The sequence below is a fragment of the Microbacterium hibisci genome (genome assembly GCF_015278255.1).
Lineage (GTDB): Bacteria > Actinomycetota > Actinomycetes > Actinomycetales > Microbacteriaceae > Microbacterium > Microbacterium hibisci.
This window is the reverse complement of sequence record NZ_JADIJC010000012.1, coordinates 15724-38069: the sequence shown is the minus strand read 5'-3', so window position 1 is coordinate 38069 and position 22346 is coordinate 15724. Positions and strand designations below refer to the sequence as shown.

20 protein-coding genes are annotated in these 22346 nt (G+C 71.3%); 5 read left to right on the top strand and 15 right to left on the bottom strand.

From position 1 onward, the window contains the following. Position 1: 1 nt before the first annotated feature. The 5 genes from rocD to IM770_RS17320 form a co-directional block, all read right to left on the bottom strand. Positions 2 to 1228 carry an ornithine--oxo-acid transaminase gene (gene rocD / locus IM770_RS17340; RefSeq protein WP_203582401.1) on the bottom strand — a complete coding sequence of 409 codons (1227 nt, stop codon included), beginning with the start codon at positions 1226 to 1228 and terminating at the stop codon, positions 2 to 4. 18 nt (positions 1229 to 1246) lie between these two features. Further along, positions 1247 to 2131, bottom strand: coding sequence for a dimethylargininase (ddaH, locus tag IM770_RS17335; protein ID WP_203582400.1), 885 nt, complete (start codon positions 2129 to 2131; stop codon positions 1247 to 1249). Between the two features lie 246 nt (positions 2132 to 2377). Further along, positions 2378 to 3409 (bottom strand): NAD(P)-dependent alcohol dehydrogenase, encoded by a 1032-nt coding sequence (locus IM770_RS17330; RefSeq protein WP_203582399.1) that lies wholly within the window; start codon positions 3407 to 3409, stop codon positions 2378 to 2380. 1 nt (position 3410) lies between these two features. Continuing rightward, positions 3411 to 3626, bottom strand: coding sequence for a helix-turn-helix transcriptional regulator (locus IM770_RS17325; protein ID WP_203582398.1), 216 nt, complete (start codon positions 3624 to 3626; stop codon positions 3411 to 3413). Continuing rightward, positions 3626 to 4060 carry a hypothetical protein gene (locus IM770_RS17320; RefSeq protein WP_203582397.1) on the bottom strand — a complete coding sequence of 145 codons (435 nt, stop codon included), beginning with the start codon at positions 4058 to 4060 and terminating at the stop codon, positions 3626 to 3628. The genes IM770_RS17325 and IM770_RS17320 overlap by 1 nt, the downstream gene beginning before the upstream one ends. Before the next feature lie 212 nt (positions 4061 to 4272). Between IM770_RS17320 and IM770_RS17315 the strand changes: the two genes are divergently transcribed. Continuing rightward, positions 4273 to 5289 carry a LacI family DNA-binding transcriptional regulator gene (locus IM770_RS17315; RefSeq protein WP_203582396.1) on the top strand — a complete coding sequence of 339 codons (1017 nt, stop codon included), beginning with the start codon at positions 4273 to 4275 and terminating at the stop codon, positions 5287 to 5289. Between the two features lie 133 nt (positions 5290 to 5422). Here IM770_RS17315 and IM770_RS17310 read toward each other — a convergent pair whose 3' ends face one another. The 8 genes from IM770_RS17310 to IM770_RS17275 all read right to left on the bottom strand — a co-directional run bounded on the left by IM770_RS17310 (position 5423) and on the right by IM770_RS17275 (position 17438). Then, positions 5423 to 6430 carry an arabinan endo-1,5-alpha-L-arabinosidase gene (locus IM770_RS17310; RefSeq protein WP_307785497.1) on the bottom strand — a complete coding sequence of 336 codons (1008 nt, stop codon included), beginning with the start codon at positions 6428 to 6430 and terminating at the stop codon, positions 5423 to 5425. Continuing rightward, on the bottom strand, positions 6427 to 7938 hold the full coding sequence (arfA, locus tag IM770_RS17305) for an arabinosylfuranosidase ArfA (protein ID WP_203582394.1): 1512 nt from the start codon (positions 7936 to 7938) through the stop codon (positions 6427 to 6429). Before arfA ends, IM770_RS17310 begins: the two co-directional genes overlap by 4 nt. Positions 7939 to 8027: 89 nt before the next feature. Beyond that, positions 8028 to 8708, bottom strand: coding sequence for a YesL family protein (locus IM770_RS17300; protein ID WP_203582393.1), 681 nt, complete (start codon positions 8706 to 8708; stop codon positions 8028 to 8030). After that, positions 8705 to 10015, bottom strand: a complete 1311-nt coding sequence (locus tag IM770_RS17295) for an arabinan endo-1,5-alpha-L-arabinosidase (protein ID WP_203582392.1) — start codon at positions 10013 to 10015, stop codon at positions 8705 to 8707. Before IM770_RS17295 ends, IM770_RS17300 begins: the two co-directional genes overlap by 4 nt. Position 10016: 1 nt before the next feature. Beyond that, positions 10017 to 10976: a carbohydrate ABC transporter permease gene (locus tag IM770_RS17290; protein ID WP_203582391.1), complete on the bottom strand. Its 960-nt coding sequence runs from the start codon at positions 10974 to 10976 to the stop codon at positions 10017 to 10019. 9 nt (positions 10977 to 10985) lie between these two features. After that, complete coding sequence (locus tag IM770_RS17285; protein ID WP_203582390.1) at positions 10986 to 11891, bottom strand: carbohydrate ABC transporter permease; 906 nt, start codon at positions 11889 to 11891, stop codon at positions 10986 to 10988. Between the two features lie 125 nt (positions 11892 to 12016). Beyond that, a complete protein-coding gene (locus IM770_RS17280) occupies positions 12017 to 13351 on the bottom strand; it encodes an ABC transporter substrate-binding protein (RefSeq protein WP_203582389.1) in 1335 nt (444 codons plus the stop codon). A 334-nt stretch (positions 13352 to 13685) separates the two neighbouring features. Beyond that, positions 13686 to 17438: a proline dehydrogenase family protein gene (locus IM770_RS17275; protein WP_239066394.1), complete on the bottom strand. Its 3753-nt coding sequence runs from the start codon at positions 17436 to 17438 to the stop codon at positions 13686 to 13688. Between the two features lie 185 nt (positions 17439 to 17623). On the opposite strand from IM770_RS17275, the gene IM770_RS17270 reads away from it, so the two are divergent. Genes IM770_RS17270 through IM770_RS17255 form a run of 4 tightly spaced genes read left to right on the top strand, consistent with a single transcriptional unit; the run spans position 17624 to position 20272 of the window. Beyond that, positions 17624 to 18532 (top strand): LysR substrate-binding domain-containing protein, encoded by a 909-nt coding sequence (locus IM770_RS17270; protein ID WP_203582434.1) that lies wholly within the window; start codon positions 17624 to 17626, stop codon positions 18530 to 18532. Between the two features lie 9 nt (positions 18533 to 18541). Then, positions 18542 to 19210 (top strand): hypothetical protein, encoded by a 669-nt coding sequence (locus IM770_RS17265; RefSeq protein ID WP_203582387.1) that lies wholly within the window; start codon positions 18542 to 18544, stop codon positions 19208 to 19210. Beyond that, positions 19200 to 19763, top strand: a complete 564-nt coding sequence (locus IM770_RS17260) for a DUF4352 domain-containing protein (RefSeq protein WP_239066392.1) — start codon at positions 19200 to 19202, stop codon at positions 19761 to 19763. The genes IM770_RS17265 and IM770_RS17260 overlap by 11 nt, the downstream gene beginning before the upstream one ends. Further along, on the top strand, positions 19760 to 20272 hold the full coding sequence (locus tag IM770_RS17255; RefSeq protein ID WP_203582385.1) for a hypothetical protein: 513 nt from the start codon (positions 19760 to 19762) through the stop codon (positions 20270 to 20272). The genes IM770_RS17260 and IM770_RS17255 overlap by 4 nt, the downstream gene beginning before the upstream one ends. Here IM770_RS17255 and IM770_RS17250 read toward each other — a convergent pair. Both IM770_RS17250 and IM770_RS17245 read right to left on the bottom strand, forming a co-directional pair. Continuing rightward, positions 20176 to 21546 (bottom strand): hypothetical protein, encoded by a 1371-nt coding sequence (locus tag IM770_RS17250; RefSeq protein WP_203582384.1) that lies wholly within the window; start codon positions 21544 to 21546, stop codon positions 20176 to 20178. The two genes, IM770_RS17255 and IM770_RS17250, sit on opposite strands and share 97 nt — an antisense overlap. 71 nt (positions 21547 to 21617) lie before the next feature. Continuing rightward, the gene (locus tag IM770_RS17245) at positions 21618 to 22250 is read right to left on the bottom strand and encodes a hypothetical protein (RefSeq protein WP_203582383.1); all 633 of its coding nucleotides are present in this window, start codon (positions 22248 to 22250) and stop codon (positions 21618 to 21620) included. Positions 22251 to 22346: the final 96 nt, after the last annotated feature.

The window sequence follows — 22346 nt, the reverse complement described above, 5'->3', positions numbered from 1 at the left end:
GTCAGCCCGCGAGCACGACCCGCAGCTGCTCCACCGCCCAGTCCAGCTCGGTCGCGCGCACCACGAGCGGCGGCGCGATGCGGATGGTCTGACCGTGGGTGTCCTTGACGAGCACGCCCCGACCGATGAGCCGCTCGGCGACCTCCCGGCCCGTGCCGACGGCCGGGTCGATGTCGATGCCGGCCCACAGCCCCACGATGCGCACGCCGGTGACGCCGTGGCCGACGAGCTCCTGCAGCTTGGTGCCGAGGTGCTCGCCGAGCAGCTTCGCGCGGCTCTGGAACTCGCCGGCCTTGAGCATCTCGACGACGCGGAGGCCGACCGCCGCGGCGAGCGGATTGCCGCCGAAGGTCGAGCCGTGCTCGCCGGGGTGGATCACGCCGAGCACGTCGCGGTCGGCGACGACCGCCGACACCGGGAGGACTCCGCCGCCCAGCGCCTTGCCGAGCAGGTAGACGTCGGGCACGACCCCCTCGCGGTCGCACGCGAACGTCTCGCCCACGCGGCCGAGGCCGGACTGGATCTCGTCGGCGATGAGCAGCACCCCGCGGCGCGTGCAGATCTCGCGCACCGCGCGGAGGTATCCCTCGGGCGGCACCACCACGCCCGCCTCGCCCTGGATGGGCTCGATGAGCACGGCGACGGTGTCGGGAGTGATGGCGGCGTCGATGACCCTGGCGTCGCCGTAGGGCACCGAGATGAAGCCGGGCGTGAACGGGCCGAAGTCCTGCCGGGCCTGCGGGTCGTCGCTGAAGCCGACGATCGTCGTCGTGCGCCCGTGGAAGTTGCCGTGCGCGACCACGATCTTCGCGGCATCCGGCGCCACGCCCTTCACGCGGTAGCCCCACGCGCGCGCGACCTTGATCCCCGTCTCCACGGCCTCGGCGCCGGTGTTCATCGGCAGCACGAGGTCTTTGCCGCACAGCTCGGCGAGCGCCGCCGCGAAGGGGCCCAGGCGGTCGTTGTGGTACGCGCGGCTGGTGAGCGTGAGCCGGTTGAGCTGCTCCTGCGCGGCCGCGAGGATCGCCGGATGCCCGTGGCCGAAGTTGAGCGCCGAGTAGGCGGAAAGAAGGTCGAGGTACCGCTTGCCCTCGACGTCGGTGACCCACGCGCCCTCGCCGCGGGCGATGACCACGGGAAGCGGGTGGTAGTTGTGCGCGACATGCTCCTCTTCGGCGGCGATGAGCTGGCCCATCGCCGCATCGATCGAGGCGGAAGTGGCGGTCATGGTGATGGTCCCCTCTCGTCAGCGCCGCAGCTCGAGCGTGCAGCACTTGATGCCGCCGCCGCCGAGCAGAAGCTCGGACAGGTCGACGAGCACCGGGTTGTACCCCCGCTCCCGCAGCTGCGCCTCGAAGCCCTTCGCGCGCGGCGAGATGATCACGTTCAGGCCGTCGCTGGCCGAGTTGAGCCCGAAGACCGCCCCGTCGGCATCCGCGACACGGATCGCGTCGGGGTAGCGCTCGGCGAGGATCGCCTGGCTGCGCTCGTCGAACGCGTGCTCGAGGTAGGCGATGTTCGCCTTCTCGACGCCGCCCGGGCCTTCGACCGGGTCGAGCACCGAGATGGCGGTGTCGAGGTGGTAGAACCGCGGGTCGACGAGATCGAGGCTCACGACTTCCTTGCCGAACACGTCGGCCAGCTCGCGGTGGCTGTCGCCGGTCGAGCGGAAGCCGGTGCCGGCGAGGATCGTCTCGCCGACGAGGAGGAAGTCACCCTCTCCCTCGTTGACCTCGGCAGGCTCGGCCACCTCGAAGCCGTTCGCCCGGAACCACTCCATGAACGCCGGCCCCTCGGGAACGCGCTCCTGGAACCGGAACTTCGCGCCGTAGGCGACGTTGTCGATCACGAACCCGCCGTTGGCCGTGTAGACCATGTCGGGCAGGCCCTCGATCGGGTCGATGAGGTGCACCTCGTGCCCGAGGGCGAGGTAGGTGTCGTACAGCGACTGCCACTGGCGCACCGCCAGGGCGGTGTCGGTCGGGTTGGTCGGCACCATCCAGGGGTTGATGGTGTAGCTGACCGTGAAGTGCTCGGGCCGGCACATGAGGTAGCGGCGGATCTGCTGGATCCGACCGCCCTCCGCTGCGGTGGCGGACGTCGTGGCGGGCGCGGTGTTCTGCGTGGACATCTTGCTCCTGTAGAAGGCGCGGCGGACGCTGTCCAGAGGCCCGGCGGGGTCGAGACAACCGACGACCGGGCACGCCGCGACCATTCTCTCACGATCGCTGTGCACCCCCTGGGAATGCCGAAAGCATGGCCGGTCGTGCGACACGCCGTGGCGCGGCATCCGTCACCGGCGTGTCGCGGTGACCGACCATGTTTTCGGCACCCGGCACCGTGATGGAGCGGATGCCGCGGGCCGGCGTCGTCGAGCTCAGGGGGCCGCGAGCACCACGACCTTGCCCACCGTGTGCCCGGCGTCCACGTGGGCGAGCGCGGCGCCTGCCTCGCCGAAGGCGAAGCGGCGCTCGATGACCGGCCGCAGGCTGCCCTCGACCGTGAGCGCGATCAGCTTCTCCAGCACCGCGGGCTTCGCGGTCGCGGCGAGCGGCCGGAGCGGTCGCTTCGAGCCGATCGAGCGCAGCACCGCGCCGGCGATGCGCCCCATCGGCCCGAGCACGCGCCCGCCCTCGCCCGACACCAGAACGACACCGCCGCCCGGCCGCACGAGGCTGCGCAGCACGCGCAGCGGCGACGTGCCGGCGATGTCGAGCACGACGTCGAACGATCCCGTCGGCAGCTCCGGCGAGCCCGGCTGCACGGTGCGGTAGTCGAACGTCCGCGCCGCGCCGAGACCCTCGACGAGCGCGCGATTGCGTTCGCCGCAGAGCGCCCACACCTCGGCGCCGCGCAGGGCCGCCAGCTGCACGGCGAACGTGCCGACGCCGCCCGACGCGCCGATCACGAGTACGCGATGGCCGGATGCCGCTCCCCCGCGTTCGAGCGCCTGCCACGCCGTCCCGCCGGCGATCGGCAGAACCGCCGCCGTCGCCGGGTCGAGCTGCGCCGGACGGCGCACCAGCCGCGAGGCCGGGCAGACCGCGTACGCCGCCAGCCCGCCGCCTCCCGGCAGCTCGCCCACGACCTCGTCGCCCACCGCGAACCCGTCGACGCCCTCGCCGCGTGCCACCACGGTGGCCGCGGCATCCATCCCCCGCACCGGCTGCTTCGGACGCCGCAGGCCGAACGCGAGGCGCACGAGGCGGGGCTCGCCGCGCATCACGCGGACGTCGCCGTTGTTGAGCCCGGTCGCCCGCAGCCGCAGCAGCACCTCGCCGCGGCCCGGCGCGGGCACCTCGGCCTCCCCGAGCGTCACCGCGTCGACCCCGCCGTACCGCTCCTGCCGCCACGCGGGCATCCGGTCGGTGCGCAGCGCCCGCGCCGCCGGCTGTGTGTTGTCGGACATGTCATTCCTCCGGGTAGTCGAAGAGGTCGTCGAGGCTCACGCCGAACGCGCGGGCCAGCTGGAAGGCGAGCTCGAGGGTCGGCGAGTACCGTCCCTGCTCGATGGCGATGAGGGTCTGGCGGGTCACTCCGACCCGCCGCGCGAGATCGGCCTGGGTCATGCCGGCCGTCTCGCGCACGGCGCGGATGGAGTTGGTGACCTTGGTGGGCTTGACCATCACACGAGTCCCCGGCGGTATGCGATCACGCTCGCGACGCCGCCGATGATCGATGACAGCGCGAACCCGAAGAACATCGTGTTGGCGATCCAGAACCAGTCGGCCTCGAACGCGCACAGCACGATCACGCCGAGGCCGGCGATGACCATGAACGCCTGACCGACCCTCGTCGACATGTCGGCGATGTCGCGGTCGCGCTGATCGCTCTTGCCCACCCCGTCGGGGTCGTGCATTCCGGCGACGATCCCCCACGCGATGCTGATGACGATCCCGCCGACGATGCCCGCGCCGATCGTCCACAGCATGAGCGGCACCCAGTCGACGTCGGCGAGCGGTCCACCGCCGGCCTGCTGGAGCACCAGCACGACATAGACGCTCACGCCGATCACGCTGACGATGAGACTCGCCCACGCGTTTCGCTCCTCGTAGACCATGGCTCCGCCCTCCGGCCTCTCGGGACCCTGTAAAGAATCTTTGACACATCGAAAGGTACGCCGATGACCGAACGGTGTCAAGGATTCTTTACATTGCTTCGCATGCCACCCCTCGGCCACAATGAGGATCGGTGAGCCGACGGAGAGTTACAACGTTGTAGGCTCGACTCAGGTCGACGCCGGTCGCCGACCGCGATGCAAGGGGGTGCGGGATGGCTGCCACGCTGCACGACGTCGCGCGCCTGGCCGGGGTCTCGATCAAGACGGTGTCGAACGTCATCAACGACTACCCGCACATCCGGCCCACCACCAAGGAGCGCGTCGAGGCCGCGATCGCGGAACTCGGGTACACCCCGAACCTCACGGCGCGGAGCCTCCGCTCCGGCCGCACCGGCGCCATCGCCCTGGCCGTGCCCGACCTCGCGCTGGCGTACTTCGCCGAGCTCGCGGCATCCGTCATCGCCGCCGCCGAGGCCGCCGGCGTCGTGGTCACGCTCGAGCAGACCGGCAGCGGCGGACGCCAGCGCGAGCTCGACCTGCTGACCAGTCCGCGCCGCAAGATGAGCGACGGCCTGATCTTCAGCCCGCTCGAGATGAGCCAGGACGACGTCGGGCACCTGAACGTCGACTACCCGCTCGTGCTGCTCGGCGAGCGCATCTTCGAGGGGCCGACCGATCACCTCACCATGCGCAACGTCGAAGCCGCGCGCGCCGCGACCGAGTACCTCATCGGCTCGGGACGGCGCCGGATCGCGATCGTGGGCGCGCACGAGGGCGAGCTGATCGGCTCGGCCGCACTGCGTCTGCAGGGATACCGCGAGGCGCTCGAGGCCCACGGCATCCCGTTCGACGGCCGTCTCATCGGCGGATCGATCGAGTGGCACCGCGCCAACGGCGCACGCTCGATGCGGGACATCATCGAGCGCGGCGTCGACTTCGACGCGGTGTTCGCCCTCAACGACACGCTCGCCTTCGGTGCGATGCGCGCCCTGCAGGAGGCCGGGCTGCGCGTACCCGACGACGTCGCCGTCATGGGCTTCGACGACATCGACGAGGCGCAGTACTCCATCCCCTCGCTCACGACCGTGGACCCCGGGGCGGACTGGATCGCCCGCACGGCCGTCTCGACGCTCCTCGAGCGCATCGAGGGGCTCGACGTCCCGCCGCGCCTGCTGCTCGCGGACTTCTCGATCGTGCAGCGCGAGTCGGCGCCCGCCGTCGCCCGCTGACCCGCCCCCGCGCCCGCCGTCCGCAGCCGCTTCGCGCCGTGCCGCCGCTGCCCGCGCCGCCACACGTGACCGCGGACGGCGGATGCCGCGACCCCCGGCGCGCTGAACGCGCGGCCAGGGGCCGGCATCCGCGTCAGTCCGCGACGGGCCACTCCACGTGCGGCCAGCCGTCGCGCCACTGGATCGGCAGGAGGCCGAGGCGGAACTGGCCGTCGAGGTCGGCGTCGTAGTAGTGGAACGCGAGCAGCCCGCCCGAGACCGACTGTCCGCCCGGGCCGATCCGCGCGCCGTCCGAGGCGAGCACCGGGGTGCCGCCGTCTTCGAGCAGCGGCACACCGTCGGCGTCGACGTAGGGGCCGGTGACGGACTCAGAGCGGCCGACCGCGATCGAGTACGTGCTGTCGACGCCCTTGCAGCAGAAGTCCTTGGATACAAAGAGGTAGTAGAAGCCGTCGTGGGGCAGGATGAACGGCGCCTCGATCGCGTTCGGCGGCAGCTGCCGGTCGGCGATGGCCAGCGGCTCTTCGTCGTCGGCGCGCAGGCCGCTGGGCCACTCCAGCGGCACCATGCGGATGCCGCTCCAGAACGATCCGAACGCCATGAACGGATCGCCGTCGGCGTCCTCCACGATCCCCGGGTCGATCGCGTTGAAGTCGGTGCCCGCAGACTCGATCACGACGCCCTGGTCGACCCACTCGTACTCGGGGTCGTCGGGGTCGAGCGTCGTGTTCGTGGCGAGGGCGATCAGCGAGGTGTTCTTGCCGAACGTCGACGCCGAGTAGTACAGGTACCACGTGCCGTCGTGCTCGTAGAGCTCCGGCGCCCACAGGTTGTCGACGCCGGGGATCGCCTCGACGAGCCACGCCGGCTTCTCGTCCCAGACGGTGCCGGCATCCTCCCACTCCGCGCCGTCGGCCGAGCGGCGGATCTGGATGTTCCCGTCGCCGATCCGCCCGTTGCCGGTGGAGTAGAGGAACGACGGCTCGCCGTCCTCCCCTGCGACGAACGCCGGGTCATGGACGAGCGTGTCGCCGCTGAGCTCCGGCGCCGCGGGCGCGGCCGCGCATCCGCTCGCCGTCAGCACGACGGTGAGGAGAGCGGATGCCGCGGCCAGCGCCCGCGCGCGCCACGAGCGGCTCACGCGAGGGCGATGGCCGACCACGACACGGGCGGCAGCGTGACCGTGAGCGTGCCGCCGTCGAGGACGACGCCCTCGAGGGACTTCAGGCCCACGCGCTCCTGGTCGGCGAGCGTGTTCTTGGCGTACACGTCGTCGTCCCACAGGGCGACGGCCTCGGAGACCGCGGCGACGCCGAGCTCGGAGACGTCGACCGTGACCTGGATCGCGTCGGTCTGGCTGCGGTTCACGAGGAAGACCGCGGCCGACCCGTCGTCCACCGTGACCACCGAGTCGACGAGCGACGCCTCGCCGTAGACGTCGGTCGTGTACGTGCCGGCGTCGATGCGGGGCTTCAGCACCTCGCCGCGCGCGAGGCGCGAGGTCACCGAGAACGGGAAGAACGTGGTCTGGCGCCACGCGGCGCCGCCCGGCTCGGTCATGATCGGCGCGATCACGTTCACGAGCTGCGCGAGAGAGGCCGAGGCCACCCGGTCGTGGTTCTTCAGCAGCGTGATCATGAGGTTGCCCAGGACCACGGCATCCGCCACCGAGTACACGTCCTCGAGCTGACGCGGGGCGTAGCGCCACTCGTCGTTGACCTCGTCGGACTCGCGGTGCTCGTCGAGGTACCAGATGTTCCACTCGTCGAACGACAGCTTGATCTTCTTCTTCGACTTGAGCTTGTTGCCGACGTGGTCGGCGGTCGAGACGACGGTCTCGATGAAGTACTGCATGTCGATCGACGACGCGAGATACGAGGCGAGGTCGCCGCCGCGCTCCTGGTAGTACGCGTGGCACGAGATGAAGTCGACGTGTTCGTACGCGTGCTCGAGCACGGTGCGCTCCCAGTCGCCGAAGGTCGGCATGGCCGAGCCCGACGATCCGCACACCACGAGCTCGAGGTTGCGGTCGGCCGCCTTCATCGCCTGCGCGGTGCGGGCCGCGATCTTGCCGTAGTCGTCGGCGGTCATGTAGCCGGTCTGCCAGGGGCCGTCCATCTCGTTGCCGAGGCACCACATGCGGATGTCGTGCGGCTCGACGGTGCCGTTGGCGATGCGCTGGTCGCTGAGCGCGGTGCCCGAGGGGTGGTTGCAGTACTCGAGCAGGTCGAGGGCGGCCTCGATCCCGCGGGTGCCGAGGTTGACGGCCATCATCAGCTCGGAGCCGGTGAGCTTGAGCCAGCGCGAGAATTCGTCGACGCCGACCTGGTTGGTCTCCAGCGAGTGCCACGCGAGGTCGCGGCGCACGGGGCGCTGGTCGCGCGGGCCGACGGAGTCCTCCCAGCGGAAGCCCGAGACGAAGTTGCCGCCGGGGTAGCGGATCGTGGTCGAGCCGAGCTCGCGCACGAGGTCGACGACGTCGAGGCGGAAGCCGTCCTCGTTGGCCGTGGGGTGTCCGGGTTCGTAGATGCCGTCGTAGACGCAGCGGCCGAGGTGCTCGACGAACGAGCCGAAGATGCGGCGGTCGATCGGGGCGACGACCGCTTCACGGTCGACCGAGATGCGGGCGGTGGCGGGTGACGTGGTCACGTTTCTCCTCCTGGGGCAGGCCGGCTGCGGACAGCACGGCAGGGACGTTCCGGCGCGGGTGCGCCGTGAGCGGGGGGGTCGAGGCGGGATCAGCGCGTCGCAGCGGATCCCTCGGCGAACTCCGCGCGGTGGGCGTGGCGGTCGCCGGCGCGCGGGTGGTCGGGGTCGATCGCGGCCAGTCGGTGATCGGCGAACCAGCCCGCGACGAAGAGCACGACGGCGACGCCGACGAGCGGCACGAGCATCGGCAGCAGCGCGAGTGCGACGCCCACGACCCCGAGGGTGAGCAGCATCGCGAGGCTCATGACCGGCGAGGTGAACGGCAGCACGGCCGAGTAGCGGAGCACCGCGCCGGCCGTCTCGTCGTATCGCACCGCGACCGTGAGCGTGCACGCGAACACCAGAGCGGCGATCGCGCCCACGATCCACGTGAAGCCGGCGAGCGCCGCCGCGGCCGGGCCGTCGAGCGCCGGGAGGACCATCGTGTCGGCGGCGATCAGCACCGCCACGATGCCGAACGGCAGGCCGATCAGGTTGGCACGCCAGAAGTCCGCGCGGTATGCCGCGACGAACGCGCGCACCACGCCCTGGTCCTCGCCGTCGCGCAGGCGCGTGAGGCACGCGGTCGCGGCGAGGGCTGCGGGTGCGATCCCCAGCACGACGAGCCCGGCGAGTGTGCCCGCGACGAAGAGGAGGTTCACCACGATGAGCGCGGAAACCACGCGCAGCCACGCCATCACGCGGCCGGTCCAGCCGTACTCCGAGATCACGGGGCCACCGCCTTCGAACCGGTCCACACGGTGCCCGACGCGTCGAGTCCCGCGAACGCGAGCACCGGGCGCTGGGCGACCGGATCCCACGCGCCGAACACCACGGCGTCGAGCACGAGGTCGCCGCCTTCGGCCTGCACGATGAGCGGGGTCGTCACGGCCTGACCGTCGGTGTGGGCCGCGCCGCGGACGCGGAGGGGGACGGATGCCTCGACCCCGCGCTTCGCCGGGTCGAGGTGGACGACATGCCACTCGCCGTCGACGCTTTCGGCGTGGGGCAGGCGCTCGGCGTGGTCGCCGGCGTACGGATGCGGCGAGACCAGCGGCCACCCCGATGCGGTGACGTGCACGCGGCGGATCTGCGCCTCATGGCGCGTCGGGTCGTCGGCGCGGCGCACGTGGTGCACGAGGAAGAGGCGCGAGCCGTCGCGGAACACGGAGTTGTGGCCGGGCGCGATCCACGCCGTGCCGCCCGGGAACCGGTGGCCGCCGAGGATCTTCGTGCCCACGGCATCCGGATCCGAATCCGCCGTGTCGGTGAGGGCGCGACCGTTGGCGTCGAGGTACGGGCCGGTGACCTCGTCGGCCACGGCGACCCGCACGCTGTAGCTGTCGAACAGCGAGTCGTACGAGACGAAGAGCACGAACCGGTCCTCTTCGGGCCGGTACACGATGTACGGGCCCTCGACGGCGCCGTCGACGCTCGCCGGGCGACGCGCGATGAGCGTGCCGGTCTCGCCGGGCTGCTCGGCGAAGCCGGTCTCCGCGTCGAGCGGGAGGATGTGGATGCCGCCGAAGAACGACCCGTACGTGAGCCACGGGCGTCCCGCCCGGTCGAACACGACGGCGGCGTCGATGGCGTTGTGCCCGTCGACGTCGTGTGTGGTCGCGACGACGGGTCCGGCATCCGTCCACGGTCCCGCCGGCGAGTCGGCGGTCGCCAGTCCGATCACGGAGGTGCGGGAGCCGAAGGTCGACGCGGAGTAGTACATGTGCCAGCGGGGCGCGCCGTCTGCGGTGGGCCAGCGCAGCACCTCGGGCGCCCACAGCCCGTGGGCCCCGGTGTGGGCCAGCGCCCGCGAGGGCACGCCGTCCAGAGCCGTGCCGACGAACGTCCACTCGACGAGGTCGGGCGACGTCCGCACGTGCACCCCCGCGGGGATGGCGTCGACGCCGACCGCGGCATCGGTCGAGAACATGTACCAGCAGCCGTCGTCGCCCCGCACGACCGTCGGGTCGTGCGCGTTGCGCGCACCCCACGTCGTGGGATCCGACGTGGCCTGCGCCGGTTCGGCCGGGAGAGTCATGTCAGCCCTTCGCTCCGGTGAGGGCGACCGACTCGATGATCTGCCGCTGGAAGATCACGAACACGGCGAGCACCGGGATCAGCGCGATGAACGACGCCGCCATGATGAGCGGGTAGTCGGTCTGGCTCGCGTAGGTCGCGTTGAAGCTCGCGATGACGAGCTGCAGCGTCTGCTTCTCGGGCGAGTTCAGGTAGATGATCGGGGCCAGGTAGTCGTTCCACACCGCCATGAACCACAGGATGAACTGCGCCGCGATCGCCGGCCGGATGGCCGGGAAGATCAGCGTGAAGAAGATCCGGAGGTAGCCGGCGCCGTCGATCTTGGCGGCCTCGATGATCGAGTCGGGCACCGAGTCGAGGTACTGGCGGATGAAGAAGATCATCACGATGTTGCCGAAGACGCCGGGGAGGATCAGCGGCCAGAGCGTGTCGACCATGCCGAGGTCGGCGAACAGCTTGAACTGCGGGATCATGATCGTCGGGAACGGGATCATGATCGCCGAGAGCAGCATGAGGAACAGCAGGTTCTTCGCCGGAAGCCGCAGCTTGGCGAACGCGAACGCCGCGAGCATCGAGGTGACGGTGCCGATGATGGTCACGGTCGCCGACACGATGATCGAGTTGACGATGCCCGACAGCAGGGGCCCCGCCGACCACACGCGGACGTAGTTCTCCCACACGACCGGATCGGGGATCCACTGGGGCGGGAGGGCGAAGACGGCCTCGCGGGTCTTCAGCGACGTGCTGAACGTCCACAGCAGCGGTGCGATCATCACGATGCCGCCGATCGACAGCACGACGGTGAGGACGATGTTCACGAGCCGCCGCGACGACGACGAGCGACGGGGCGTGCCGGCGGAGTTGCCGGTCGGGCGGCCCAGTCGGCGTCTGGGAAGCCGGCGGTCCTTGCCGGTCACCTCGGCGTCGAGGGCGGACAGGGTCTCGGGGGTGGTGAGCGTCATGATGGTGCCTCAGTCGATCGAGAACTGGAAGCGGCGGTTGAGCCGGAACTGGATCGCGGTCACGACGAAGACGAGCAGGCCGAGGACCACCGACATCGCCGTCGCGTAGCCCATCTGCAGGTAGTTGAACGCCTTCTGCCAGATGTACCAGACGATCGAGGCCGAGCTGAACTCGGGACCGCCGGTGGGGGTCATGATGTTGATCTCGATGAAGATCTGCGCGCCGCCGATGATGCTCGTCACGACGAGGAAGAACGTGACCGGGTTGAGCATCGGCACGGTGATGTGGCGGAACTGCTGGAACGCGCCGGCCCCGTCGAGGGCGGCCGCCTCGTAGAGGTGGCGCGGCACCGACTGCAGCGCCGCGAGGTACAGCAGCATCGAGTAGCCGAGGCCCTTCCAGACGGCCATGATGATGATCGCCGGCTTCACCGTGTCGGGGTTCTGCAGCCAGTTCGGGCCTTCGATGCCGAACAGCGCGAGCACCTGGTTCACCAGGCCGAAGTCGCCGTTGTAGGCCCACTGCCAGAGGATCGCCACCGCAGCCAGCGACGAGATGACCGGCACGTAGTACACGGTGCGGAAGAAGGTGGTGCCGCGCATCTTGCGGTTGAGCGCGAGCGCGAGCATCAGCGAGAGGATCAGGCCGATGGGGATGCCGATCATGTAGAAGATCGTGTTGCCCATGGACTGCCAGAAGTACGTGTCGCCCACCATCTCGACGAAGTTGTCGATGCCGTTGAAGGCGGGCTCGCTCAGGCCGTTCCACTTCGTGAACGACGCGTAGACCGAGAAGACGAGCGGGTAGCCGGTGAACACCAGGAACCCGACGACGGGGATCGCGACGAGCGCGAGTGCCACGCGGTGCTCGCGACGGTGGAGCCGCGAGCGGCGGACGGGTGTCGTCGTCGACATGAGGGACCTCGATTCGAGAAGGACGGCAGGAAGGGGACGGATGCCGCGACCCGGCGCGGCCGGTGCGCTCGGCGCGGCCGGGGCCGCGGCATCCGTTCTCCGATCAGGCTTCGGAAGACTCCCGCTCAGCCGATGCCGGCATCGGCGTTGGCCTTGTCGAGCATCTCCTGCATGCGGGGCTGGACTTCCTTCAGGTAGTCCGCGGCCGTCTGGTCACCGTCCAGGACGGGCTGGATGTTCTTGAACAGCTCGTCGTACCACTCGGGGCTGTAGGTGGTGTTCGCCGGGAGCGCGCGGCCGTAGTCCTGGACGATGTCGAGGAACTCCTGCTTGTTGTTCGGCGGGAGCGTCGAGGACGCGACCCACTCGTCGGCCATGTCGATGAGGTTCGGGATCTGCACGCCGGCGTCGACCAGCGACTGCTGAGCCGTCGGGTCGGTCGAGAGGTAGATCGCGAGCTTCGCGGCGGTGTCGGGGTCCTTCGTGGACTCGCTCACGGCGATGCCGAGGGTGCCGGTCCAGGTGGCGGTCTCACCGGTCGCGCCGACGGGGTAGGGGATGAGATCCCAGTCGAACTCGAGGGTCTCGTACACGGGGACGTCCCACGGGCCGACCGGGAAGAAGCCGATCTGGCCCTGCATCCAGCGCTGGTAGGTGTCGAGCGTCTGCGCGTCGGTGGTGGACGGCGTCACGCCCTCGACCGTCGACAGGTCGGCGAACCACTGCAGCGCCTCGGCGAACTCGGGGCTGTCGACGGTGACCTCGGTGCGGTCCTCGTTCAGCCAGTCGCCGCCGTTCGACCATACGAACGGCTGCAGGTTCCACATCACGTTGAGGCCGGTGCCCCACTGGTCGAGCGTGCCGTCGCCGTTGAGGTCCTTCGTCAGCTGCTTCGACACCTCGACGAACTCGTCCCAGGTGTACGGCTCGTCGGTGCTGGGCAGCGGGATGCCCGCCGCCTCGAACATCGAGCGGTTGTAGCCGAACGAGAACGGGCCGACGTCCTTGGGCATCGCGTAGATCGCGCCCTGGCCCATGAGCTTTCCGTCGAAGCGGTAGCTGTCGACGCCGTACTGCCAGACGTTGTCGAGGTCGAGGTCCTCGTCGTTCTCGACGTACTCGGTGATGTCCTTGATGATGCCGGTCTTGACGTACGCCTGCACGCTGCCCGGGTCGATGTAGAAGACGTCGGGCACCTGCTTGCCGGTGATCGCGGCCTTGAGCTTGGTGCTGTACTCGTCGGCCGTCGTCATGATGATCTTGACGTCGACGTCGTTGTCCTTCTCGAACTGCTCGATCGCCGCGGTGTACGCCGCCTTCTCGGCGTCGCTGCCTCGGAACATGAAGGTCAGCTGCTCGCTGCCGCCGTCGCCCGAGCCGCCCGCGCAGCCCGACAGCATCAGGCCGCCGACGGCGAGCATCGCCGCTGCGGCGACGACCGACTTCCGTGACTTCGTCATCACGTTTCCTCTCATAGTGCTGTGTGGCCAGCGCGCGAGGGATCGATCGCCGCTGACCGTGGGGTATCACCGTTGATTTACAACGTTGGAATTGTTCGGTGGAAAACAGTGTGCGACGCACCCCGAGCCGATGTCAAGCCGAAACGGCAAGAAAGTTCCAACGTTGTAGAACGGTGACCCTCGCGGCGCCCTCCAGCCGCCGCAGCGCAGAACGTGACTGCGGAGCGCGGAGCGCGGAGCGCCAAGCGCGGGCGTGGGACGAGCGGGCGGGCGGGCGCCGTCGTGCGAGGGCTGCGGAGAGCGGATGCCGGCACCGCCGGCATCCGCCATCGCGTCAGATGACGGACTCCGACCAGGGATCGGGGTTGCCGAAGCGGTGCGCGGTGATGGTCACGGACTGCTCGCGGAGGAACGGCAGCAGCTCGAGACGCCCGGCCGTGGTGACCTCGCCGTCGTAGATCGCGAGGTCGGGGTCGCCGCCCATCGCCCTCGCGACGAGGGAGTGGAGCGCCGCGACCGACTCCGCGGCGCCGATCAGCCGCACGCGCGACGGCCGCGGCGCCGGGTCCGCGTCGGCGGCCGCGGCGACCAGGTCGGTCGCGGTGAGCCGCTGCAGCCACTCCTGGTCGGTCTCGACGAAGACGGCGACGTCCTCCTGGGCCAGCACGCGCCGCACGGCCGCAGGCAGCCCGACCGGAGCGCTGAGCGTGAGCGCCGACCCCGCGCGCAGGCCGGCGACGACCACCCGGAGCACCGCCTGCCACGGGGCATCCGCCGTCGCGCGGAGCGCGACCGCGGGGATCGGCCGGTAGCGGAAGAGGTTGCGCTCGATCCCCAGCCCCGACACGTCCTTGACCTGGCCGAACTCACGGTCCCACGAGATCGCGTCCGACAGGGCGCCGCGGCGCAGCCACTCGAACGCGTCGTAGTCCAGCGAGGGCTGCGCCGCCTCGATGAGCGCCGCGATGCGGGTGTCGAGGCCTCGCAGGTGCAGGGTCGCCGACGACGGAGCGCCGGAGGTCGCGCGCCAGCGGCCGAGGCCGACGAGATAGTTCGGGCCGCCAGCCTTGGCGCCGGCACCGACGGACGAGCGCTTCCAGCCGCCGAACGGCTGCCGCTGCACGATCGCGCCGGTGATGCCGCGGTTGACGTACAGGTTGCCTGCCTCGACGGCATCGAGCCACTGTGCGAGGTCGTTCGGGTGCTGCGTGTACAGCCCCGCCGTGAGTCCGTAGTCGACGGCGTTCTGCAGCTCGATCGCGTGCGAGAGCGACGACGCGTGCATGATGCCGAGCACGGGGCCGAAGAACTCCTCGCGGTGGAACCTCGACCCGGGCTGCACGCCGGTGCGGATGCCGGGCGTCCACAGCCGCCCGGCGTACTCGGGCGAGGTGTCGAGCCGGCGCGGCTCGACGAGCCACGACTCCCCCTCCTCGAGCGTGGTGAGCGCCCACTCCAGCTTGCCGCGGGGCACCTCGACGACGGGCCCGACCTCGCTGAGCGGGTCGGAGGGCGGTCCGACGCGGAGCGAGGTCGCGGCATCCACCAGCTGACGCGCGAAGCGCTGCGAGTGACCCACCGGCCCGACGAGGATCGCCAGCGACGCCGCGGAGCACTTCTGGCCGGCGTGCCCGAAGGCGCTCTTGACGAGATCGGATGCCGCGAGGTCGAGGTCGGCGGTCGGCATGACGATCATGGCGTTCTTGCCGCTGGTCTCCGCGAGCAGCGGCAGCTCGGGGCGCCACGAGCGGAAGAGCGCCGCGGTCTCCCACGACCCGGTCAGGATCACGCGGTCGACGTCGGGGTGCGACACCAGCGCCTGCCCCAGGCCGCCCTCGTCGATGTCGACGAGCGCGAGGACGTCGCGGGGCACCCCCGCCTCCCACAGTGCCTCCGCCACGACGGCGGCGCAGCGCCGCGCCTGCGGGGCGGGCTTGAAGACGACCCCCGAACCCGCGGCGAGCGCCGCGAGCACTCCCCCGGCCGGGATCGCGATGGGGAAGTTCCAGGGCGGCGTGACGACCGTGAGGCGCGCCGGCTCGAACACCGCACCGCTCACGCGGTCGAGCTCGCGAGCCGTCGCCGCGTAGTAGTTGGCGAAGTCGACGGCCTCGCTGACTTCGACGTCGGCCTCCGCGAACACCTTCCCGGTCTCGGAGGCAGCCACCTCGATCAGCGCGCCGCGGCGCGCTTCGAGCGCCCGAGCTGCTGCGACGAGCACGCCCGCGCGGTCCGCGGCGGGCAGGGCGCCCCACGCCGTCGCTGCGGTCCGCACCCGTGCGACGATCGCCTGCAGCGTCGGCTCGTCGGTCACGAGCGCCTCCGCGATCGTGGCGTCGCCGGCGCGAGAGGTCTCGATGCGGGACAGGATGCCGCGGGCCCAGGCGCGATTGCCCGGCAGGGCGGGGTCGCTGTCGGCGCTGTTGCGGAAGCCGGGTGCGCCGCTCGCTCGCGCGGAGGACTCGCGGGGCGCGAAGACCGCGGTCTCGACGAACGCCTCGGCCCCGAACACCTGCTCGGGCACCGAGCGCTCCAGCGGAGCCGTGTCGCCGGGCACCGCCGAGCGGGCGATGCCGATGACAGCCTGGGTGAGTCCCGACTCGCCCGCGGCGGCCGCGCGGCGCAGTCGCGCCTGGGCGCGCGGCGAGGCCGGCCGCACCTCATCTCCGGCGGCGAGGTCTGCTCCGGCCTCGGCGGCACGGTCCTGCGTGCGATTCGGGCCCGTCGTCAGAGCGGGATCGTCGGCACGCGTGAGGGACGCGAGGAACCGGTCGCGCTCGCGCTCGAACATCGCCGGGTCGTCGGCGAGGTCGAAGGCGGCAGAGAGGAAGTTCTCGCTGGAGGCGTTCTCCTCCAGGCGTCGCACGAGGTAGCTGATCGCGACGTCGAACTCGTCCGGGCGCACGACCGGCACGTACAGGAGCACGTGGCCGACCTCGCGCGTGACGGCTTCGACCTGGCCCTGCGCCATGCCGAGCAGCATCTCGAACTCGACCGCGTCGCGCACGCCGGCCTCGCCCGCGAGGAGCCACGCGTAGGCGATGTCGAAGAGGTTGTGGCCCGCGACGCCGATGCGCACCGCCGGGGTGCGCGAGGGCTCGAGCGCGAAGCGCAGGCAGCGGACGTAGTTCGCGTCGGAGTCGACCTTCGCGTCGTACGTGGCGAGGTCCCAGCCGTGCATGACGGCATCCACCCGCTCCATCGCGAGGTTGGCACCCTTCACCAGCCGCACCTTGATGCGCGCGCCGCCGGCCGCGACCCGCTGCTGCGCCCACGCGGTGAGCTGTTCGAGCGCCGGCAGCGCGTCGGGGAGATACGCCTGCAGCACGATGCCGGCCTCGAGCCCGCGCAGCCGCGGATCTTCGAGCAGGCGGGTGAACACCGCGATGGTCAGATCGAGGTCCCGGTACTCCTCCATGTCGAGGTTGATGAAGGTCGGGCCCGTCGCTGAGCCTGTCGACGCGGCGGTGAGGTACAGCGGCCTCAGCCGCTCGACGACCGAGTCGACGACCTCGTCGAACGCCCACATCGAGATGTGGCTGGCGATCGCCGACACCTTGACCGAGACGTAGTCGACGTCGGGGCGACGGATGAGCTCGTGAATGCCCTCCAGGCGCCGCAGCGCCTCCTCTTCGCCGAGCACGGCCTCACCCAGCAGGTTGAGGTTGAGCCGCGCCCCGCTCTCGCGCAGGGCGGCGATCGCCGGGCCCAGCTTGTCGGGCCGCGCGTCGACGACCAGGTGCCCGACCATCTCGCGCAGCACGCGTCGCGCGATGGGCACGACGGGCGACGGCAGCACCGGCGCGACCGCGCCGCCCACGCGCACGGCGCCGCGGAGGTACCACGGCAGGAACTCCGGCACGAGCGGCGCGACGCGATGCAGATGGGATGCCGCTGCCGAGAGGCTCTCGGGCCGCATCACGCCGTCGACGAAGCCGATCGTGAAGGGCAGGCCGTTCGGGTCCTTGAGGACTCCGGCCAGACGCTCGGCCGCCGGATCGACCTCGACCTCGGCGCTCTCGGCGACCCACCGCTGGGCGAGGGCCACCGCGTCCCGGGCGAGGCGCTGCTCGGATCGGTCTTCCATTCGCACTCCCGATGTCACGTCGTCGGACTCCGTGCTTCCAGCCTGCACCTCGATGTGCCCGACAGGCGCCGGATTGTGGACGGTCGGCTCGACTTGCTGCATGAGGTCAAGGGTGCGGCATCCATTCATTCGTGAAAAGCGATGATCTACGATGGATATCGTTCGGGATTATCGATGGGATGCCGGTGTTCGAACTGCGACGGCTGCGTCTGCTTCACGAGCTCGCACTCCGCGGCACCCTGGCCGCGGTCGCCGAGGCGCTCTCGTACAGCCCCTCCACGATCTCGCAGCAGCTCGCCCAGCTGGAGAAGGAGGCGGGCGTCGCCCTCCTGGCGCCCGAGGGCCGCCGGGTGCGCCTCACCGAGCACGGGCGCGTCCTCGCCGCCCACGCGACCCGCGCGCTCGACCTCGACGAGCAGGCGCGCGGAGAGCTCGAGTCGCTGCACCCGGGGCTCGCGCCGGTGCGCGTCGCCGTCATGCAGACCGCGGCGCTCGCCATCGTGCCCGCCGCGCTGCGCCTCCTCGGCGAACGTGCTCCCCAGCTTCGTGTCGAGCTCGTGGAGCTGCCGCCCGAGGTCGGTCTGTTCGAACTCACGGCCCGCGGCGTCGACCTCGTGATCGCGGAGCAGTACCCGGGGCACACGCGCGCACACGCGGACGGCCTCGAGCGCGAGACGCTCGGGACGGATCCGATCCATCTGGCGGTGGCTTCGGGCGATCTCGCACGGTCGCTCGAGGACCTGCGCGGCCGCGCGTGGGTGATGGAGCCTGCGGGGACCGCTTCCCGCCTGTGGGCGGTGCAGCAGTGCCGTGCGGCGGGATTCGAGCCGGACGTCCGCTACGAGCTGGCCGACCTCTCCGCCCACGCGCGGCTCGTCGCCGCCGGTCAGGCGGTCGCCGTGCTGCCCGACCTTCTTGGGGAGGGCGCGTCGCCGGCGGTGTCGCTGCTCGACTTCCCCGGTCGCCCGACCCGCGAGATCTTCACGGCGCAGCGCACCGCGTCGAGGGGTCGTGCCGGCATCCTCGAGGTGCGCCGCGCCCTGCACGATGCCTTTCCGGCCGCCGGACGCGATGCCGCGCAGCCCGCGCCCTAGGCTGGGCGGGTGTCCGAGTCGCCCGATGCCGCCCGCGCGCCGAAGCGCCGCTTCGAGTGGCTGCGCGCGGCGAGCGATCGGGTGCCCACGGCCTGGTTCGCCGGCATCGCGACAGCCCTCTTCCTCGTCGCGACGGCCGCGTTCGGGGGCCTCGCGACGGCCGCTCCCGCCGAGCTCGTGCGTCTCGAGGCCGGTGAGGAGCACGTGACGGCGCAGCGATCGCTCACCGTGCAGCGCGCCGTGCTGATCGACGAGCTGCCGGGGACCGGACTCACCCTGGAGGACGGCCAGCGGGTGCTCGCCGTCGTGGTCGACGTGGAGAACGCCTGGGACCGCCCCCTGCCGTCGACGGGAGACAGCGGCGTGGAGGCCTCGTTCTCGGTCGAGGGTGTCGAGTCTGCGACCAGCAGGTCGGTCGCTCGCATCGACGACGTCACGATCGCACCGGCGCTCCAGCCCGGCGTGCCGGCCGAGCTCGTCTATGTCTGGGCCGTCGACGCCGGCGCCTTCGCGGCCGAGGACGAACTGGTCGTGACCCTCAACGAGCTGTCGCTGTACACCGGATCCGTCGTGATGTCGGGGACGAACTGGACGGATCCGGTCCCCGACGCCCGCATGACGCTCGTCGTCGAGGACGTCGGCGCCGGTGCCGATCAGGAGACCGACGGTGACGGCTGAGCGGCGGCTTCCCGCGTGGGCGGCGTGGTCGCTCGGCGTGGGCTTCATCGTGATCGCGTGGTTCGTCACGCTCGCGACGCCCGGCGAGGATCAGGCGCAGTCGGCGTTCACGGTCCCCGCGACGGTCGGCGAGGAAGCGACCGGCCGCAACCTCGCCGTGACGATCACCGATCTCCGCCGCGCCGCGGAGGTGCGAGCCGACGGCTGGTCGGCAGAGGGCAACTGGCTCATCGTCGACCTCGATGCCGCCGCCGTCGTCGCGGAGCGTGGCGCGAGCCTGAGTCACGCCATGCTCGAGGTCGACGGGGTGCGCTTCAGCGCGAGCGATCGGCCCGACTCGCTCACCGATGCCACCCTGTCGGCGGGCGTCCCGCTCTCGGGGAGCCTCGCGTTCGAGCTGCCGGGCGGCCTGGACGCCGGCAGCGCCCGGCTCGAACTCGCCCTGAACGCCGACACGCGGCTCGACTCGATGGTCGTGCTGGCTGTGGATCTCGCCGACGTGCCCGACGCGCCCTCCGCAGAGCTGTCGCCGACGGATTGGACGAACCCGTGACCGGGTGGTGGCGCGCCAACGCCCTCGCCCTCGGCGCCATCGCCCTCCTCGTTCCGGCTCTCATCCTGACGATCTCGTGGAACGAGGGACCGGCGGGCGACGCGACCCTTGGCACCCGACCGCTCACGCTCGACGCCGGCGAGTCCATGTCGTACGCCGGCGCGACCGTCGGCCCCGCGAGCGCCGCGTTCACGGACCTCCCGCTGGCGCCGCAGGACACCCGCGTGGTCTCGATCACCCTGCGGATCGAACCCGGTTCCCGCGCGTTCGGCTGCACCACGCCGGTGCTGCGCGAGACGACCGGGACGCAGCGGCAGTGGAACGCGACCGACGATCTCGGGCGCGAGTGGGACCCCGACGTCCAGACGTTCTGCGACCCGGACGACACGGCTCCGTATGAGCTCGAGCTCGACTACCTCGTGCCGGCCGACGCGTCGGGCCCGTTCGCCGTGGAGCTCGCCTCGGCGACCGCGCTGCCCGAGTTCGTGCGCGCGATCGTCGAGCCCTGATCCGGGACGGATGCCGCGGCATCCGTCCGCTCTTCCGGCACCGCCGCGCGCCCCCGCAGCGTGCCGATGACGCCGTCGTACCCGCCGGCCACCAGCGCGATGCGGATGGGCTCGATGACGATCGGCGCGATCAGGAAGATCAGCTGATCGTTGACGAACCAGAAGTCGTCGACGTCCTGCGGGCCGAATGCGCGCGGCACCGCCCACTCGAGCACCCCCTGCAGTGCGAGGAGGAGCGTGTACAGCAGCACGAACCCGCCGATGAGCACCGGACCCGACCGCCACATCAGCACCAGCGCCCTGCCGATCGGAGCGAACCGCGACACGATCTCGCCCCACAGGTCGGCGAGCCGCGCCCGGAGGCGCTGCGGCAGCGACCGGTAGCGCGAGCGGATGCGTCGGCCGACCTCGCCCCCCAACTCGTCGACCGCGACGGCCTTCGGCGCGACCGCCTGGCCGTACACGACGCCCGCGATCGTCAGCCAGGCGACGGGAAGCAGGATGATGCCGCCCGCCTCGCCGAGCAGCCATTCCACCGCTTCCCACAGCCAGGCCAGTGGAACGAAGGCCGACGCGATCGTCTCGCGGAGGTCGGCGAGCCACACCATGCCCTGGCGCGTGGCCACCCACGACGTCACGTAGCCCACGCCGATCGAGATGACGACGGCGGCGAAGTACACCCACACCGCTTCCAGGTAGGCGGCGAAGATGCCGAACCAGCGCGGCAGCCGGTCTTTGTAGCGCTTGAGCAACCAGCGCAGCGCGAAGGCCACCACGACGATCGCCACAGTGATCGGCGTCAACGTCAGTTCTCCGGCGAGGCCGTCGCCCCCGGCATCCGTTCCCAGCACCGCCTCCGCGATGTCCCGTCCCGTGCTCAGCTCCAGCACGCGGTTGGCGTACGCGGCGGCATCCTCGCGGAGGTACCCCCACGCGGCGTAGAAGGCGAAGAACGGCAGGATGCCGGCCATCAGGGCGGCGAAGAACTCGCGACGCCGTGCGGCCGCGTCGGGCGGAAGGGGGGCGATGGCGCGCAGCTCGCGCATGCCGTCGCGCAGCACCAGGAACATCGCGACGAGCGCGATGAGACGGGCGAGGATCGCGACCGGGAGGAGCAGCGATCCGGCGACCGCGTTGTACGACCCGACCCAGCCCGCCGCTTCGATCACGACGTACCGCGCGAGGATCGCGGCGAGGTACAGGGCGAGCAGCACCGGCCAGTGGCGCCACAGCAGGCGGCCGGCGGTGCGCGGCACGGCGAGCAGGGCGGTCACGCACCCACGGTAGCGTCCCCGCACGCCAGAGTGCCCGGGCCGGGGCCCGGGCACTCATCCGGCGAGGCCGGTCAGACGTTGTCGGCGCGTCGCGTGCGCGGCGGGTCGTCGACCTGGTCGACGGTGCTGCGCGACGCCGCGTTCGCGTCATCGACGCGGTCGTCGCGGTACTCGCGACGCACGCCGTCGTCCGACACGCCGACCGGCGCGTCGGTGCGGGCGTCCGCCGCTCGCTGATCGGTGCGGGGGTCCACCCGCGGGTCGGTGCGGGCGTCGGTCCGCGGGTCGGCGTCGGCCGTCCGCGTCGCGGTGCCCGACTCGGTCGCGTACGGGTCCACCTCGTCGGCCTTGCGCAGGGTCTTCTCCTGCTCGGCGCGGTACTTGGCGGCATCCGCCTCGTGCTCGTCGATCGTGCTGCGGCGCTTGTCGGCGTCGATCAACGCCTGCGCGGCGCGCGCCTTCGCCTGTTCCGCGGCTGCGGACGCCGACGCGGCGTCCGCGCGAGCCTGGGCGACCTGCGCCTCGTGCTCACGCGCCTGCAGCTCGGACTCGCGCGCCTCGGCACGCAGCTTCTCGGCGCGGTCGTGCTGCGCCTGCGCGCGACGCTCGCGGCGTCCGCGCGCGCTGAGCAGAAGCGCCACGACGACGATCGCGACGACGATCACGATGCCGACGATGATCCAGATGAGGGTGGTTGTGTCCACGGCCCCTCCTTCTCCCTCCGGCGCCGGTGGGGGTACCGGCGCCACCACCGTCAGAGAACCGCGCCGCGAGTGCCCGGCACAACCCATTGCGCGGCC

What these genes read in the sequence shown, in the direction of transcription:
- rocD (WP_203582401.1), bottom strand. Translation starts at nt 1,228, where the DNA reads ATGACCGCCACTTCCGCCTCGATCGATGCGGCGATGGGCCAGCTCATC.
- ddaH (WP_203582400.1), bottom strand. Translation starts at nt 2,131, where the DNA reads ATGTCCACGCAGAACACCGCGCCCGCCACGACGTCCGCCACCGCAGCG.
- IM770_RS17330 (WP_203582399.1), bottom strand. Translation starts at nt 3,409, where the DNA reads ATGTCCGACAACACACAGCCGGCGGCGCGGGCGCTGCGCACCGACCGG.
- IM770_RS17325 (WP_203582398.1), bottom strand. Translation starts at nt 3,626, where the DNA reads ATGGTCAAGCCCACCAAGGTCACCAACTCCATCCGCGCCGTGCGCGAG.
- IM770_RS17320 (WP_203582397.1), bottom strand. Translation starts at nt 4,060, where the DNA reads ATGGTCTACGAGGAGCGAAACGCGTGGGCGAGTCTCATCGTCAGCGTG.
- IM770_RS17315 (WP_203582396.1), top strand. Translation starts at nt 4,273, where the DNA reads ATGGCTGCCACGCTGCACGACGTCGCGCGCCTGGCCGGGGTCTCGATC.
- IM770_RS17295 (WP_203582392.1), bottom strand. Translation starts at nt 10,015, where the DNA reads ATGACTCTCCCGGCCGAACCGGCGCAGGCCACGTCGGATCCCACGACG.
- IM770_RS17290 (WP_203582391.1), bottom strand. Translation starts at nt 10,976, where the DNA reads ATGACGCTCACCACCCCCGAGACCCTGTCCGCCCTCGACGCCGAGGTG.
- IM770_RS17285 (WP_203582390.1), bottom strand. Translation starts at nt 11,891, where the DNA reads ATGTCGACGACGACACCCGTCCGCCGCTCGCGGCTCCACCGTCGCGAG.
- IM770_RS17280 (WP_203582389.1), bottom strand. Translation starts at nt 13,351, where the DNA reads ATGACGAAGTCACGGAAGTCGGTCGTCGCCGCAGCGGCGATGCTCGCC.
- IM770_RS17275 (WP_239066394.1), bottom strand. Translation starts at nt 17,438, where the DNA reads ATGGAAGACCGATCCGAGCAGCGCCTCGCCCGGGACGCGGTGGCCCTC.